General features: G+C 37.7%; 18 protein-coding genes and 1 riboswitch. Of the genes, 5 read left to right on the plus strand and 13 right to left on the minus strand.

Features of this window, described 5'->3' with window-relative positions:
* Position 1: 1 nt before the first annotated feature.
* From FEZ08_RS04840 to FEZ08_RS04865, 6 genes are all read right to left on the minus strand, one after another.
* The gene (locus FEZ08_RS04840) at positions 2-517 is read right to left on the minus strand and encodes a DUF1700 domain-containing protein (protein ID WP_138190584.1); all 516 of its coding nucleotides are present in this window, start codon (positions 515-517) and stop codon (positions 2-4) included.
* A complete protein-coding gene (locus tag FEZ08_RS04845; protein ID WP_138190585.1) occupies positions 510-839 on the minus strand; it encodes a PadR family transcriptional regulator in 330 nt (109 codons plus the stop codon). Before FEZ08_RS04845 ends, FEZ08_RS04840 begins: the two co-directional genes overlap by 8 nt.
* A 179-nt stretch (positions 840-1,018) precedes the next feature.
* Positions 1,019-2,974, minus strand: a complete 1,956-nt coding sequence (locus FEZ08_RS04850; RefSeq protein WP_138190586.1) for a M23 family metallopeptidase — start codon at positions 2,972-2,974, stop codon at positions 1,019-1,021.
* 145 nt (positions 2,975-3,119) lie between these two features.
* Positions 3,120-3,926: a MetQ/NlpA family ABC transporter substrate-binding protein gene (locus FEZ08_RS04855; protein WP_138190587.1), complete on the minus strand. Its 807-nt coding sequence runs from the start codon at positions 3,924-3,926 to the stop codon at positions 3,120-3,122.
* A 96-nt stretch (positions 3,927-4,022) separates the two neighbouring features.
* Positions 4,023-4,116: riboswitch (SAM riboswitch) on the minus strand.
* A gap of 223 nt (positions 4,117-4,339) precedes the next feature.
* On the minus strand, positions 4,340-5,779 hold the full coding sequence (locus FEZ08_RS04860) for a 6-phospho-beta-glucosidase (RefSeq protein WP_138190588.1): 1,440 nt from the start codon (positions 5,777-5,779) through the stop codon (positions 4,340-4,342).
* A 157-nt stretch (positions 5,780-5,936) separates the two neighbouring features.
* Positions 5,937-6,356, minus strand: a complete 420-nt coding sequence (locus FEZ08_RS04865; protein ID WP_138190589.1) for a hypothetical protein — start codon at positions 6,354-6,356, stop codon at positions 5,937-5,939.
* Between the two features lie 147 nt (positions 6,357-6,503).
* Here FEZ08_RS04865 and FEZ08_RS04870 point away from each other — a divergent pair, with 147 nt between their 5' ends.
* Both FEZ08_RS04870 and FEZ08_RS04875 read left to right on the plus strand, forming a co-directional pair.
* A complete protein-coding gene (locus tag FEZ08_RS04870) occupies positions 6,504-7,193 on the plus strand; it encodes a response regulator transcription factor (protein ID WP_138190701.1) in 690 nt (229 codons plus the stop codon).
* Positions 7,186-8,610 (plus strand): sensor histidine kinase, encoded by a 1,425-nt coding sequence (locus FEZ08_RS04875; RefSeq protein WP_138190590.1) that lies wholly within the window; start codon positions 7,186-7,188, stop codon positions 8,608-8,610. The genes FEZ08_RS04870 and FEZ08_RS04875 overlap by 8 nt, the downstream gene beginning before the upstream one ends.
* A 68-nt stretch (positions 8,611-8,678) precedes the next feature.
* Here FEZ08_RS04875 and FEZ08_RS04880 read toward each other — a convergent pair whose 3' ends face one another.
* Both FEZ08_RS04880 and FEZ08_RS04885 read right to left on the minus strand, forming a co-directional pair.
* The gene (locus FEZ08_RS04880; RefSeq protein WP_138190591.1) at positions 8,679-9,119 is read right to left on the minus strand and encodes a hypothetical protein; all 441 of its coding nucleotides are present in this window, start codon (positions 9,117-9,119) and stop codon (positions 8,679-8,681) included.
* Positions 9,120-9,288: 169 nt separating this feature from the next.
* The gene (locus FEZ08_RS04885; protein ID WP_138190592.1) at positions 9,289-9,678 is read right to left on the minus strand and encodes a hypothetical protein; all 390 of its coding nucleotides are present in this window, start codon (positions 9,676-9,678) and stop codon (positions 9,289-9,291) included.
* Positions 9,679-9,813: 135 nt separating this feature from the next.
* On the opposite strand from FEZ08_RS04885, the gene FEZ08_RS04890 reads away from it, so the two are divergent.
* Complete coding sequence (locus tag FEZ08_RS04890; protein ID WP_138190593.1) at positions 9,814-10,560, plus strand: alpha/beta fold hydrolase; 747 nt, start codon at positions 9,814-9,816, stop codon at positions 10,558-10,560.
* Positions 10,561-10,622: 62 nt separating this feature from the next.
* On the opposite strand, the gene FEZ08_RS04895 is transcribed toward FEZ08_RS04890, so the two are convergent.
* Both FEZ08_RS04895 and FEZ08_RS04900 read right to left on the minus strand, forming a co-directional pair.
* A complete protein-coding gene (locus FEZ08_RS04895; RefSeq protein ID WP_138190594.1) occupies positions 10,623-10,964 on the minus strand; it encodes a hypothetical protein in 342 nt (113 codons plus the stop codon).
* A 3-nt stretch (positions 10,965-10,967) separates the two neighbouring features.
* Positions 10,968-12,092, minus strand: coding sequence for a DUF1576 domain-containing protein (locus FEZ08_RS04900; protein ID WP_171014941.1), 1,125 nt, complete (start codon positions 12,090-12,092; stop codon positions 10,968-10,970).
* A gap of 450 nt (positions 12,093-12,542) precedes the next feature.
* Here FEZ08_RS04900 and FEZ08_RS04905 point away from each other — a divergent pair, with 450 nt between their 5' ends.
* Both FEZ08_RS04905 and FEZ08_RS04910 read left to right on the plus strand, forming a co-directional pair.
* On the plus strand, positions 12,543-12,950 hold the full coding sequence (locus FEZ08_RS04905; RefSeq protein ID WP_138190596.1) for a VOC family protein: 408 nt from the start codon (positions 12,543-12,545) through the stop codon (positions 12,948-12,950).
* 122 nt (positions 12,951-13,072) lie between these two features.
* Positions 13,073-13,321 (plus strand): (4Fe-4S)-binding protein, encoded by a 249-nt coding sequence (locus tag FEZ08_RS04910; protein ID WP_138190597.1) that lies wholly within the window; start codon positions 13,073-13,075, stop codon positions 13,319-13,321.
* A gap of 70 nt (positions 13,322-13,391) precedes the next feature.
* On the opposite strand, the gene FEZ08_RS04915 is transcribed toward FEZ08_RS04910, so the two are convergent.
* From FEZ08_RS04915 to FEZ08_RS04925, 3 genes are all read right to left on the minus strand, one after another.
* On the minus strand, positions 13,392-14,243 hold the full coding sequence (locus FEZ08_RS04915; protein WP_138190598.1) for an HAD-IIB family hydrolase: 852 nt from the start codon (positions 14,241-14,243) through the stop codon (positions 13,392-13,394).
* Positions 14,244-14,356: 113 nt separating this feature from the next.
* Complete coding sequence (locus tag FEZ08_RS04920) at positions 14,357-16,279, minus strand: alpha-amylase family protein (RefSeq protein ID WP_171014942.1); 1,923 nt, start codon at positions 16,277-16,279, stop codon at positions 14,357-14,359.
* Complete coding sequence (locus FEZ08_RS04925; RefSeq protein ID WP_138190600.1) at positions 16,272-16,589, minus strand: PTS sugar transporter subunit IIB; 318 nt, start codon at positions 16,587-16,589, stop codon at positions 16,272-16,274. The genes FEZ08_RS04920 and FEZ08_RS04925 overlap by 8 nt, the downstream gene beginning before the upstream one ends.
* Positions 16,590-16,591: the final 2 nt, after the last annotated feature.

The raw sequence follows: 16,591 nt of genomic DNA on the forward strand, positions 1-16,591 counted from the left end.
ATTATACCACTCGCTTTCTATTAAAGATCTTTTTAGTTAATCGGAATACACCGAGTCCGGCAAAGTAGGTCAGAATACTAAATGCTACTGTTGCCGATACACCCATTATTGAATATAGAATTTTAAAGGCAATGGTGTAGTCGACTGAGAACCAGCACCAGATTGCACTGGTAATACCGGTAATTGCAAAAGTAATAAGTATTAAGAAGAATGTAACCACAAGCATGAATGCGGTAAATGCAAATGGTAATATAATTGGCAAGGCACAGATGATTAGAATAACTTTAACCCACATTGGCATACCAACTTTCTTGCGCAATACTAAGTCAAATTCTTGAGCCAACGCATTTGCTAATTGTGATGGCGTTCCCAAACGCTCAACAACTTCATTCATTGTTAACCCTTCATCAAGCATTTCATCAATGTTCATTTTATAACCTTGAATGATGCTTGGGTCAACGTATACATAATAACTTAAATGTCTTTGTAATTCTCCTAAGTATTGTTCCTTAGTCATGTATAATCTCTCCTTTTTCAATACAGTTTGTGATGATGCTTCCAAGGTTTTCCCATTCTTCAACCAACGACTGCAATTTTAATTTTCCAAAGTCAGTCAAACGATAATACTTACGCACTTTTGTCGCAGTGTCTATCGTTTTTACATACGCTTCAACAACCCCTGCTTTTTCAATCCTCTGCAGAATTAAGTATACGGTTGCATCTTTTACTTGTAGACCTTTGTTCAATTCTTGTGTTAATTCATATCCGTACCAATCACGATGCGACAGCAACCCAAGAATACATAACTCCAAGGTTCCTTTTTTAAGTTGGGTATCCATTTGCTCACTCCTTTTCCATACCTTGCAATGCAAAGTACTATTTGCCTTGGTTACATTGTATTACAGGGTACCTTGTACTGTCAAGTACTTTTATGCATTTTTTTCGCAAAATTTTTTTCTATATAATAAGGTTGTATCATCATAAAAAAACACCGACTTAATCGGTGTTTTTTATAAGTTTATAAAATAATCGTATTCGTTTCATAATATTTACTGTTCAACGAAGCTTCACCATATACAAAGGTTTTTTCTGTTGTGGAAACTCCTTTAACTGTCATTGAACCACTTTTTGAGAAATCCAATCCATACTGAATAATTTGTCCAGAACCCTGATATTTCTCTTTAAAGCGAACTACCATATAATTTGTCATATTTGGTGCCCCAGTATATTTTCCGGCTGTCCATGTAATAATTACATTACTTTGATTTGTTGTATCACGAACCGCTGTAATCGCAGGCATCAGCGGAATTGATGGATCTAATATTGTAATATTTGACTTATGGTATGCCACTCCTGCTAAGCGCTCGGTTTCAGCATAAACATGGACTTTATTGTTAATATCCACTCCATTAAATACACACGAGCCGGATTTATTAAAATCTAAACTCTGAATTATCTTTTGATTAGTTGTTGAATTGTTAATTCGCGCTAGCATATATGATTTATATTTGCTACCGCCGGTATATTTCCCCGCCGTCCAAGTACAACGGACAATTGTTGGGTCTTTTTGATCACGGATAACAGTCACTATTGGCATTTCTGGTTTGGATAAGTTTAATATCTCAATGTTTGATTGATAATATTTTACTCCACCATCTACTTCAACTTCAGCAAAAACATAAATATCTTCATCTATACTTACACCCGTAAATATACATGACCCACTAGCACTAAAATTCAAGTTTTGAACAAGTTTTTGATTGGTTTGCTTATTATTAATTCTTGCCAACATGTATGATTTCATTCCAACACTATTTGTATTTTTACCCGCTGTCCAACTGCAACGAATAATTGTAGGGTCAGTTGTATCCCGCGACACTGTAACTATAGGCATCTCTGGAACAGTAATAACTTTGGAAATTAAAACTTCATTTGATTGATGATAACCTGATGCATTTGTATCTGCTTCAGCAAAGATATTAATGTCTTTGTCTGGATTAACTCCTTCAAATGTATGGTTGCCAGATTTATTAAAATCAACACTCCATTTAATAAATTGGCTACTTCCATCTTTATAACGAGCAACTAAGTAAGCAGTTAATGTTTTTGGAACATTCCCCGCTGTCCAACTTACATCAATCTTTGTTGGATCATCCGGGTTTCGACTAGCTGTAACTTTTGGCATATTAACATTCGGTTCAAAATAAACAATATTTGATTTAGGATAGTTAAAACCACCCCACGAAATACCTAACTCAGCAAAAACACAAATTTTATCAGTTGTTGATACATTGGAAATAGTTGCTTGACCATTCATAATTCCTGTATAATGAATAATCTGTCCATTTCCCTCATTAATATTTCCTTTTCGGATTGCCACATACCCTGGTGCATCACCAGTATTGTTGAAATAGCCCCCTGAAAAATTTACTCGAACCTTTGTTGGGTCTGCCAATCGCACCGCACTAATTGTTGGCATTTTTACTTCAACAGTGGCTAAACCATTTTGCGCAATGTTATATGGATCAATAGGTGTTCCATTCTCTCTTACTTCAAAATGTAAATGCGGTGGCCATCCACCTGTTCCACCTTCCCAGCCTAGCAAATCGCCTTCCAAAACATTTTGTCCAGTATATACATTAATATCTGAAAGATGCATATATAAAAAAGTATATTTCCCATTAACAATTTCAACATAATTCCCTCTTGAATCGTTTCGATTACCGGCATATGTTACTTTTCCAGACACAACTACATAAATATTATTATATGTTTCCCCACGCAAATCGATCCCTTTATGGTCTGGATAAGGCTGTGGAATAGGACCTGTTTTATATTCAGTGTAGTCCATACCATATTTTTTCACCCAATCTTCGACCATTTTATATTTATATGTTTCTGTGTCAATATGACAATTTATAAGCACACGTTTTTTATGTGTTTTGCTATTTATATATGTATAAACATTTCCCATATCTTCTCTCTCCTTTATTTCTATCTTTTATGGTGAGCTCAACCATATTACTATTATATCCCGATTAGCGCCCTGCAAATCGTCGCTTCAAAGACAGAAAGAAGGCATAAAAAAACACCGACTTAATCGGTGTTTTTTATAAGTTTTATTCAACCGGAACAACTGCTCCCTGATATTTATCTAAAATCCACTGCTGGATCTCCTCTGAATGCAAGGCATCTACCAGCGCTTTAATCCGCGGATCATCCTTATCCTCAGTACGTACAGCAATAATATTTACATACGGTGAATCAGCACCTTCAATGGCAATACTATCAGTCAGAGGATTAAGCCCTGCTGAGATAGCAAAGTTAGTATTGATAATCACTAAATCGCCCTCATCATTCAAGTAAATCTGCGCCATTAATGCCGGAGCGTAATCCGCTTTAAACTGCAAATTCTTAGGATTCGACGTGATATCCTCAATAGTTGCTGCTGCTTTATTAACACTTGGGTCCAAAGTAATCAGCCCTTGCGCTTCAAGGAGCGCAAGCACTCGACCATGGTCAGCAACCGAGTTGCTCATCAATACACTGGCACCATCTTTTACCTCATCAATGCTTTTATAGCGTTGTGAATAAATACCAATCGGCTCGATGTGAATGCCGCCGGCATTCACAAAGTCATACCCGTAAGTAGCAATTTGTTCCTCTAAATAAGGAATATGCTGGAAATAGTTAGCATCCAAATCGCCGCTCTCTAACGCCTTATTTGGTAAAACATAATCATCGAAAACCTTTATTTCGAGCTCAATTCCCTGCTCGGCAAGTATCGGTTTCACCTGTTCCAGAATCTCTGCATGCGGTGTTGCTGACGCTCCCACCACTAATTTATTGGTTGCGTTGCTGCTGCAAGCTGCCAGCAGCGCCCCGCTTAACACCAATACACTCACTGCTGCTAATAGTTTTTTCATATAAAAACCTCCTTGAAATTTGTCACTCTTCTTTTGAAAATAAAAAAATCTTTCCAAAAGCAAGGAAAGATTTACTGTTTGTAATCTTTGCACTCACTCTCATCTTAACTGGAATTAGCACCTTTTAACGATATATGTTAAAGGTTGCCGGGCATCATAGGGCCAGTCCCTCAGCCACTCTTGATAAGAAAAGTGATTACCCAAATGTTACTATACTCAACTCAATAAGTCAACTCTTATTATTTTTAGGGAAAAGAAAAACCATGGAGCGCCGGTGGCGCTCCATGGTTTAAAATTTATTCAGTATCCGCACCGTTAGTTGCGATTACTTTTTTGCCCCGCAAGGGGACTACTTCAATGCTGCAAACAGCATTTTCGGTCGTACCAAGATTGGAACAAAAAAGATTTAAATACTATTCAGTATCCGCACCGTTAGTTGCGATTACTTTTTTGTACCAATCGAATGATTTCTTTTTCGAACGTTTTAATGTTCCGTTTCCTTCATTATCACGATCTACGTAGATAAATCCGTAACGTTTTTTCATTTCACCGGTTCCAGCCGAAACAAGGTCAATACATCCCCAAGTTGTGTAGCCCATTACGTCTACACCATCAAGGTTGATTGCATCATTCATTGCATCAATATGTTGACGTAAGTATTCAATCCGATAATCATCAACTACATACCCATTTTCATCCGGAGTATCAACAGCTCCAAGTCCATTTTCTACTACGAATAATGGTTTTTGATAACGGTCATATAATTCATTCATAGTAATGCGGAATCCAAGTGGATCGATTTGCCATCCCCATTCGCTTTCAGCAAGGAATGGATTTTTTACTGAAGCAAAAATGTTTCCAGCCGTTGTATCAAGCAACTCTTTATCAGTTGTTGAGACCCGTGAAGAATAGTAAGAGAAAGAAATAAAGTCTACTGTATGTTCTTTTAATATTTCTTTATCACCTTCAAGGAATGGAATTACTACGCCTTCGCGTTCTAATTGTTTTAATAAGTAATTTGGATATTCTCCGCGAGACTGCACATCAATGAAACCATAGTTTTCCCGGTTATCAGTTTGTGCTTGGAATACATCTTCCGGTTTACAGTTGTATGGGTAGTAGCTCCCTGCTGCCAACATACAACCAACTTTATTTTCCGGATCAATCTCATGTGCCACCCGAGTTGCAATTGCGCTTGCCATCAATTCATGATGAATCGCATCATACATTGCTTGTTTTTTATTCTCGCCTTCTTCAAAGTATAATCCGGCACCCATAAACGGAGCATGTAAAATCATATTGATTTCATTGAAAGTCAGCCAGTATTTTACTAAGCCTTTGTAACGTGTGAATAAAACTGTTACTAATCTTTCATAGAAATCAACCAATTTACGGTTACGCCATCCACCATACTCTTCAATTAAGTACATTGGGCAATCAAAGTGAGTGATTGTTACTAATGGCTCAATGCCATATTTTTGACAAGTTTTAAATAAGTCTTCATAATAAGCCAAACCTTCTTCATTTGGTTCAAGCTCATCTCCCTTAGGGAAAATACGTGTCCACGCGATTGAAAGACGATATGTTTTAAATCCCATCTCGGCAAACAACGCAATATCATCACGATATGTGTGATACATATCAATCGCACCTTTTGCTGGATAAAAATGCTCATTATCAAAATCAAAGCTTTTCATTTGTCCTGCAATAATAGGAAAGCGATCCTTTCCGATAGGTACTACGTCAACGTTCGCAAGACCACGTCCGCCTTCATTATATGCACCTTCGCATTGGTTTGCAGCAGTTGCACCGCCCCATAAAAATCCTTCTGGAAATGTTGGTTTATTAGCCATGTTATTGCCTCCTTAAATATTTAATCTCTACCCTTCTATTTTACTATAAAATAATAAATATTGATTTTCAGATTTAGAAAATTCGGTAGTTATTATTCACTTACTATTTTAAAAGCACAACCAGTGGTTGTGCTTTTAAAAATTTTTCAATTATTTACTAGTTTTTGCACGGTCCATTGCCTTGACCAGTGCCCTTACCTTGACCCTGGCCAGCACCCTGGCCATTGCCTAATCCTTGACCACTTCCCAGTCCTTGGCCAGTATGCATGCCACTACCATCACATTCCTGCATTCTTGCAAGTACTTCATCTGCTTGTTCTTGAGTTATTATTCCAGCAGCCACTCGCTCAGCTAAAAGTTGTTCTCGAGAAGCAACAAATTCATCCCATGTTCCATTTTCCTTGGCAATCATACCAAATCCTTTACCAGATTCATTTCGATGGTAATGTGTTTCTTGACCATGCCCTCTTGGGACTTGCGTCATGGTTTGTGACATGTCGCTTGCTGCAAAAACCGAGACACCATTAAATCCTAAAATTGCAATTGTAATAACTACTGCTGCTACAATTCGTTTCATTTGAATCATCTCCTTAATATTTATATATTTAGTATATCTATAAGTTATGACAAAAATATGTCTTTTCCTATATTTTTTTATGTTATATTTTTTTAAAAAACATACTTTTGTCATATTTTACAAGTATAATGTAAGAAGAGGTGATTGATAATGAAGATACTCATAGCAGATGATAATATCCAAATAACCAACATCTTGAAGGCGTATGCAGAAAAAGAAAATTTTCAAGTTAAAAGTGTTCATGATGGCTTGTCTGCTTATCAAACTTTTATTAGTGATAATCCTGATATTGTATTACTTGATGTAATGATGCCCGGAATGAATGGATTTGAGGTTTGCAAAAAAATTCGCGAAACTTCTACAGTACCAATCATTATGGTAACCGCCAGAGGTGAAGATTTTGAACGAATCATGGGACTTGATATAGGTGCTGACGACTATATAGTTAAGCCATTTATTCCCTCAGAAGTAATGGCACGAATACGCGCAATTTTAAGACGGATTACTGATTATGAACATGAAAAAAACACAGTAACAATAGATAATTTATTTATTGACTTGAATACATATACCACAAAAATAGATAATCATGTTATAAAATTAACAAAAAAAGAGTTCGAAATACTATGGCTATTAGCAATAAATCAAGAGCAAGTATTTTCAAGAGATAGTATTTTAAATATTGTTTGGGGCTACGAATATTTAGGTGACACGCGAACAGTCGATTCTCATATCAAACGATTGCGCTATAAACTTGATCAACATAACCATCCGAGGTGGGAAGTAACAACTATCTGGGGTGTCGGCTATAAATTAGAGGTTAAAAATCATGTTTAAGAGTATTGCAGTAAAATTAACTTCATTTTTTGTTATTTCAATTCTAATATTTTCTGCTTTATTTATTGGTATATTTACAATCATTTTCAATAACTACGCCGTGGACTATTATAAAATTGAATTAAACAAAAAAGCAACTGCTATAGCTGAGACATTTAGCCCGTACTTAGATAAAACAATGAGTAAAGAAAAGTCCGGACTTGGTTCATTTATGAAATATTTAAATCAAATGGAAGCTATTGATATCTGGATTTTTGACAGCAATCAAAGTTTATTTACTATTGGAAACTCTAATAACTCAAAGCATCTAAATCATTTTGAGTATTCAGATTTACCCGATAATGCTGATGAGTTTATTAAACAAATTTTCCAAAATGAATTAGCATATAGTGAGTCCTTTAATCAGCAATCAAATATCTTAACAATCGCAAAGCCAATTTTTAACCAAGAAAATGAACTTGTCGGTGCTGTGCTTTTACAAGCACCAGTCTCTTTAAATAATGGTTTATTTTATACCGGATTGATTATATTACTTGGGAGTATGGGACTTGCACTATTAGTTTCTATTATATTATCAATCTTATTATCAAAATCCTTTACCCGACCTTTGAAAATAATTAATAACAATACTTTACTTCTAAAGCAAGGACAATATGAACATACAATTGCTATTAAAAATAAAGATGAAATTGGAGAACTGGCAACTTCAATCAATGATTTAGCAACAAAACTGGCTGAAGCTGAAGTGAAATCAAAAAAAGAAGACATCGCAAGAAAAGAATTTATTGCCAGTATTTCTCACGAGCTAAGAACACCTCTTACCGTCATTAGAGGACTTTTAGAAGCCATAAATGATCAGGTCATTATCACTCCTGAAGAAATAACTGAAAGTCATAATCAGATATTAGCCGAAACAGTATTAATGCAACGTCTGGTTACTGACTTGTTGGAGCTTTCCAGATTACAAAATGCAAATTTTAGTATCGCCAATGAACCAGTTGATGTATTAGAACTATTAAATGATATCAGTCGCAGCTCCACAGCCTTGGCTGCTAAGAAAAATATTAAGTTAAATATTGAGATTCAGATAGACCGGCTCATTATAAATGGAGATTATGATCGTATTCGACAAATGCTTATAATTATTATTGATAACGCAATAAAATACTCATATAACAATAGTGAAATTGATATCGTCCTATTAAATGACAAGATATCAATACAAGATTATGGTATCGGAATTGATTCAGAGCAAATAAGTCATATTTTCGATAAATTCTTTATACTGGAAAACGACCAGAAGAGCGGCACTGGATTAGGTCTTGCAATTGCTAAAGAAATAGCCGAACGACACAATTTTAAGATTGATGTGAAAAGCAAACTAAATAAAGGGACAACTTTTGATATTTATTTTTAGTAACTATACTCCATCAAAAGTAAAGTATTAAAAAAGCCACTCAGTTGAGTGACTAAAAATAGACTTCATTATTTAATGGTAACTATCCACTTACATGCCAGCAAATTACCATCTTTCATTTTGCTCGTATCCTGATTCTTCATCCCACTGCTGCCAGCAAGAATCTTTGTCCCATAGCTCTTTACCATTAAATTAGTATTGAACACTTTTACTACATCAACAATTTCAAAAATGTTTCCATTATATTGAATGTCTTTTCCTAGTGGATATTCACTTAAAAATCGCTGATCTTTTACTGTGTCTTCCTTGGTAAAACCTTTGCACTCCAATTGAATAAATGGTTCATTTAACTCCGGACGTCTTTCTAAAAGCGCATTTTTCAAAGTATCATTTTCAACTTTTTGTAGTTTGAATTTACCTTTCTTATCACTTCGGTTTTTGATTAGAATTATTGGTATCAATATAACGATAAATGCCAATATAAAAGCTAATCCAAATAAAAAATCCATTATTACACCTCTTCTCACCCCTATTATATATACCATTTCAGAATAAATACAATGAGTATACCATGTAATTTGTGGACATTGTGAATAAAAAAAGTTAATCGGCACACCACCGCAAAAACTCTAAAGCAAAAGGCGACAGTTTACTGTCGCCTTTTGCCCAACTTATCCATCAATAACCCCAACTAACAACATACCATTCCCCGGTCGTACCATCTTTGGCAACAAACCAAATATAGTTCTTGTAAACCGAATCAGCATTCATGGTTTGTTCAACATTAGGTCCAGTCTTAAAATTAGAAAACAAAATAATTTTCTCCAGATTTCCGTCACTCTGAGTCAAAGCCGCCACTTCATCATACCAAAGTTCGGTCAGCTCACAGTCTTTAAAATCTTTGAATTTTTCTTTCACTGCATCTGCCGCTGCTTGTAAATCCGTCTCGGAAAAATGAACCGAACTACCTAAAGTTACAATTGTATTTTCAGTAGCACCGGCGCTAACACAGCCACTCAAAATAAAACAAGAAACGACAACTAATAAAATTGAGGTAAATTTTTTCATAATCTTTCTCCTTAGTTCTGTTTCTTCTATTATATCATATTCTGCCAGCTACTTACTTGAAGCTTGACAGTTTTTTTATTATCTGGAGATTTACGGTATAATAGAATTATATAGAATACTAAGGAGGGCTTTATTATGGCATATTTTGAGTTTGCATCAAGAAAACTTTTTTATCAATGTATTGGCGATGGTGAACCGGTCATTTTCCTGCATGGAAATACTGCCTCATCCAAGATGTTTGAATTTTTATTGCCGCTATATACCAATCACTTCAAAGTTATTCTCATTGATTTTCTAGGCAATGGTGCATCTGAACGTGTTGAACATTTTCCAGTTGATATTTGGCTTTGGCAAGCTGAACAATTAATTAATTTTATTGAGTTTCTCGATTGTGGAAAAGTTTCATTGGTTGGCACCAGCGGTGGTGCTTACGTTGCTATCAACGCGGCTTTACAGCGACCGGAGCTCATCAATAAAGTTGTTGCCGACAGTTTTAGCGGTCGCAAGATGCCTGATGATTTTATCGAAACCCTTACAGCGGAGCGAACCGCCGCTAAAGCAAATGAACTATCACGACAATATTATGAATGGAACCAAGGTCCGGACTGGGAAAAAATTGTTGATATGGATACTGCAGCATTAACACAATTTGTTGAACAAAAACATCAACTTTATAGCCGACCGCTACAAGAATTGACAGTCCCAATCCTATTGATTGGCAGCCAGCAGGATGAGCTGCTCCATGGCGACTTTACTCAGGAGTACCAAGCCTTATGCAAAATCATTCCTAATGCAGAGATGTACGTCTTTCCAAGCGGCGGCCATCCATCAATTTTAACCAATGCTGAAAAAACCGCTGAATTGATTATTGATTTTATCTGATGTTGGGGAAACTAAAAAAAGACGGCACTACAAGTGCCGTCTTTTTCAATCTTTTTATCCAATTAAATATGCTGGCGAATCAGTTTAATTGCAATAATGTTTTCATCAACATGATCAATTTCAACCTCATCAATACACATGCCGACCAGGTTCAGCTCTGCCGAAACTTCACTTTCACCCATCAATTCCCAGCCATATTCCTCCATAGCAAAATCACGCCCTTGCGTAAGACATTCGCGAATTAATGCCAATTCTTCAGCAGCCACATGATCAAGCCAAATAGTAATTATCGTTTGTGCATCAGAATAATTGACATCCATTCGCAACTGATGATGACCCTTTTTCAAAAAATAAGTAACCAACTCATCAATTATTTTGCCGTTCTTTTTAATTTCATTTGTCATCACTTACATGCTCCTTTTAGCAATACTATCCATAATGCTGCTAATAACTCCGGCAATAAAACCGCCAGCGAAACCATTATTATATAAATTAGCGCCACCCTGCCACTCAGCTGTATATTGTACCAAACTGAAATGTAAAATACCAGCAATAATGCCAATAACAAACCCAAATTCACCAGCAATCGGCGCTAATCCAGTAACAAAAATTAAAACCAATAACACTGAGGGAGTAATAACCGTGCCGCTTACAATTATCATCAGAATGCATCCTAAAATTAAAGGAATAATGTTCTTGGGATTTTTTCCGAAGGCAGAAAAGCCCATAACACTAATAATCGAGCCAACGGTCGCGCCATTTAGCGGAATCCCGCTAAATGCCACCAGAAGGGTCAGCATCAAGCCGACAATCCCCATATTAACCAGCATAAGTCCCTCACCGAATATCCGATAATAATCTGTAACTGCCCTCCCGCTCATTGACATGAGTTTCTTGTAACGCGACCAGTTAAACCGTTCGCGCAGCAAGCCAAAGCTAATAAACAAAAGCGACATGCCAATCAAAATCGCAAACAAAATATAATGAATATCCCAAGCCTCATTAACATTGACAACTACTTCTAAATCAAGTCCGGTCACTCGCAAAACTGCTGTCAAAATCAATGCCACAATTCCACCGGAAAAGCCGATATTGTAAAGCAAATATCCATTGTGAAAACGAATAACATGACTAGCAATTGCCGGAATAATAAAACCATAGCCAACGGCAATAACACTGCCGATAATTAGTCCCAGAATTCCAAAGTTAATTCCAACAGTCACTAAGGGTGCAAGCCCGGTAGCAAACATTGCGATAACAAAAAACTGTTTAAATGGGCGTTTGACAGATCTGGCATATAAGAAAACCCCTAAATAAATTGGCAAGATGTTATAGATATTCTTGCCAAAAAAAGCAAATCCCATAGTTGTTAATAAACCAGCTATTACGAATCCATTAAGCTCAACATGATTAATTCTTTTGATAAATAAAGTAAAAACCATAACTAAAACAACATTAATAAGTGTTGCGCTCAACCCACTTACTGCAATATAATCAGTAACTAGCGCATCACGCGATATGACGAGCTGCATTAATTCCTGAGGCAGATTTGAAAATGGTGCTAATACTAGGACCAAAATCATATAACTGAACAAAATCGTTTCTATATAATAGCCTTTTATTAATTTCCTGATAAAATCACCCTCCTGCATGTAAAATAAGTATAACATATTTTATATTGTTAAAAAATAATTTTTTATTTATAAATTAATTAAAAATAAATGATGTAAACAAAAAAAGTTTCAAGGTTAGAGTCATCTTCTATCTTCACAATCCCGGACTTATCCGTTAAGATGTTCTTATATCACTAATAAAAGTATTTATCATCCCCATTTGATAATTTTCTTAACAATCAGTGATATGAAAAAAGAGCCCGGGTTTATCCCGGGCTCTTTTCTATTTTCCCCAAATAAAAAAGCAGTGTATTTCAATTGTTGTTTTCACTTATTCGCAATACAATAAACCTATAGGAGATGATGATTATGATTAATCAAATTTTTGTCAATTTACCAGTCAATGATTTGGATGCATCTAAAGCTTTCTGGAGTGGTTTGGGATTCAAGTTTAATCCTACTTTTACCGATGAGAACGGGGCATGCCTGATTCTTGGTGATACTATTTTTGTGATGTTGCTGACTAAACCATTTTTTGAATCATTTACACAAAAACCGACCGCTGACCCATCGGTTGTGGTTGAAGCAATCAATGCTTTGCAAGTAGAGAGCCGTGAGGCCGTTGATAAAATAGTTGCTAATGGTGCAACACACGGTGTTGAGTTTGGCAGACGTCCAGAGGATCCAGAATGGATGTACAGTCGTACTTTTAAAGATCCTGACGGTCATAACTGGGAACTGTTCTATATGAATGAGTCAGAAATGACTGAGGAGTAAAGTTGAAACCGGCGGGAGTGCAATGCTCCCGCCGGTTTTTGTTGATTTATCAAGCTTCTGCTGTTGCAAAAAGCTATGTTCCGCGATATGATTGAATTGTATTATTATTGAGGAGTGGTACTATGTCCCAAAAGCAGCTTTCTGCGGCTGAATTAATGGAAAAAGGCTTTCGGAAGTATTCTGGTGAGGAGATTGATGTTTACTTCAATCTGGACACCTGCATGCATTCCGGTCATTGTGTGCTTGGCAACCGAGCTATTTTTAATACCGATCGGAGGCCATGGATTGCCCCTGATAATGCTGATGTTGAAGAAGTTATTCGCGTAGTGGAAAATTGTCCGAGTGGCGCACTGCGTTATATTCGCAAATAACATTATTATTCCTCATGTTTGAACAGATAAAAACCCCTGATGCGTTTACGCATCAGGGGTTTGTTTTTTCCTATAAAATATGCTTAAAAATAAATTCTCCCATACCGCCATCCAGGCAATTGCCGGTTACGTATTGGCAGACCGCCTTCACTTCAGGCTTTGCATTGCCCATCGCCACCGCAACATCCACAACCTTAAACATCGGCAAATCATTTTCGCCATCACCAATGCCATATGAAGTTGTTGCCGGAAACATCTCTAAAAAGTGCTCAATTGCATGTCCCTTAGTATTATCCGGATTTACAATCTCAAGATTATCCGGCATTGAAGAATATGCGTATAGCCCTAATGCCTCAAGCTCAGCCCGGGGCGCATTTCGTTTCACATCATCTGCATCCATCGTTTCGAGCTTAAATACATGAATTTCCGGATGAGCAGCAAAATAAGCCACTAAATCCTCTTCGTGCTTGCATTGATTTGAAAAATAATTCCATTTCCATTCAATACCGCCCAGCATTTGTTCATCACCACGCGCACGCGCGGCTTCCAACAATCGTTGGTAATGCCCTTCAAAAACAGCCGGCGGCTTTAGAAAGACGCCATCACTGGTATGCACATGATAAAAAGCATCGTGTGCTTCCAAAACTTCGATTGCCGCGCGATAATTTTCCGGACTCAGCTCATTACGGTAAACTGGTTCCTCACCCAGCAACTTATAGCCGGCACCATTGCCAAAAATAATATCACAATCAAGATCATTGGTTTCCAGCATTGGTTCAATCTGATCCATACTGCGGCCACTGATAAACACAAAATGATTATCGCCAGCCTGTAACTCACGAACCGCACGTACATTAATCTCCGGCGCTACCGGATCCATTTCAACAAATGTTCCATCAATATCTGCAAAAACTGTTATCATAAACTACACTCCTGTTCTCTACCCCATTATATCAAAGCAAAGCCGGTAGTGTCTGTTCAGAATCTGAAAATAAAAACATGGGCGACGCCGAGGCTTCGCCCATGTTCATTCTTCTAGGAGTTAAAAAACACTGTAACCAATGCATGCCCATGAATATTATCCAGCTGCAATTGGTCACCATCAAAAGTTGCCTGAGTCTGCGCATCAACCACATCAACGCCGCGAATTGTTCTATCGTTGAAACTGATTTGCACATCATGAAGCACCGGGATGTCCTCTATCGTATAGACATCCCCCTTTTTCAATGGAACATAGTTTGTCAGGGTAATAATACAAGCCTCCGCTTGCGCGGCTTGGCGCAGGCCAAGCGCTGCGGTTGTGGGCAACCCCACAACCGCCAGCGTCGGCGTGATTAACTGCCGCACTGCCTGCTGCACACATTCCTTATATATATGGTTGCCGTTGCGATAATACAAACTAAAGTAAGCATGTGCCAAGTAGACACTTGCATCGTCAGCAAGCCAATCGAAATAGCCATTAGCCGCTTTTTCCGGGGTTTGGAAATGCGAACTAAAATGCCGGTAGCTGCGATTAAAGTATGGTTCCCAGATTGGGTGCTGGCAATCCGCGCCTAAGGCCGGACTTGCCAGCATGCCAGCTTGGTAACAGATATAATGGGTGGCGCTGATATCAACGTAATCTTGCTCAAAATTGCTTGGTTTAATATCGGCTAAAGGAAGCAAGTGGGTACTTTCATTCAAGCTTTGGTAGCTGGCAAGGATTTTGCCGCCGACTGCTTTGTAGGCAGCAATTTTGGCTGCTAGATTTTCGTCAGCATGAATGTGGTCAGGAAAGATGACTAGTTTATAGTTGCTCAAGTCAGCACTTGCATCAATGATGTCATAAAGCAAATGACTTTCCTGCATGATTTTAGCTGCTCCGGCTACCGCTGCACTAAAGAGGTTGCTATCTTCATAGCGATTGTCAAGATAGATGGCAATGTCGCAAACATCACGGCTTGTCCGGGTTGTTTGCCAATATTTTTTCACCAAGGTAAAAGGCGCTGCCATTAATTCATACGCTTTGTTATCCAGTTTGCCGTTAGGGTGCAACTGGTCACCGATGGAAATGGTGCTGCCCGACAATATACTGCGGACTACTTCATATTCCAGCGCTGCCGGGTTTTTATAACCGCCAAAATCAGCCCATGATTTATGGAATCTTGCCGTCATGGCAATTGTATCCAGAGGTCCGTTCTGGAGATATTTAATCAACAACGGATAATGTTCGTAGCCCCAAATTCCTGATGCCAGTGATTCGACTTCAAGATGGGTGTAGTTTGGTATTGAAAGCTCAGTAAGATGTTGCCAAACCAAGCCGTTAAAAAATACAGTAGCTTGCGGCAACTGGCTGCGAATTGTTTGGTAAACAAGTTCTTTGAAGTTAGCTTCGACCTGGCGAGCGAAGCGATAGCGTTCGCTTGCGGCTGTCGGATCCATCCCGGCCGCCAGCATTGCCTTTTTACAATTCGGGCAACAACATTCCGGTTGGGTAACAATATCAAAGAAAAAGCCATCGACAGCCCCAATTCTTTGAATGACATCATTAATGACCTCAACAATTTTTTGTTGATAGCCGTTGTTCAGGCAGAGCCAATGCCATCCTGAATCAAAAGGCTGGTCGCCAAATTCTTTGATTTGGCGACCACTGGTATCAATAGCAATCCATTCCGGGTGTTCATATGCCTGGCGCTCATCAAAACCTACCGATATATACACCGGCATTTGAATATTGTTTGCTTGCGTGATTTGATATTGCTCAAGTAATAGATTTTTTTCTAAAAATGGATGCTGTTCCGGTAAATCGGTATAGTAATACAAATTACCATGGTGACATTTTGCAAACGTTGTCACCGAATCAACATCAATTGTTTTTAGGGTATTGATGAACTCAAGGGCATCAAAGTCCTTACCGATATCATCAATCTGCTCTGAGGTGTGGAAATCAAGATGTACATGATTGACTGGTCTAAGCATGATTAAGTGCCTCAATAATGCCATCTAAAATTTTTGGCGCACCCATTGGTGTATAAGATGTATTTTCAATGTTATAGACGGGAATTCCTAAGGGATCGCATAATTGTTTGATACGGTCACTTTGGAAACGTACTTGCGGCGCCAAAATAACAATCTGCCAATAGTTTTTGCCTAATTCTTCCTTGATACGAGCATCACCAACCGCAATAATTTCAAAATCGGTAATGCCACGATTACTTGCTTCAGTTTTCAGTGCATCAGCAACAAATGAGGAACTCATGCCACCGGCACATGCCATTAATACTTTCATGA

Source organism: Culicoidibacter larvae (assembly GCF_005771635.1).
Taxonomy (GTDB): domain Bacteria; phylum Bacillota_I; class Bacilli_A; order Culicoidibacterales; family Culicoidibacteraceae; genus Culicoidibacter; species Culicoidibacter larvae.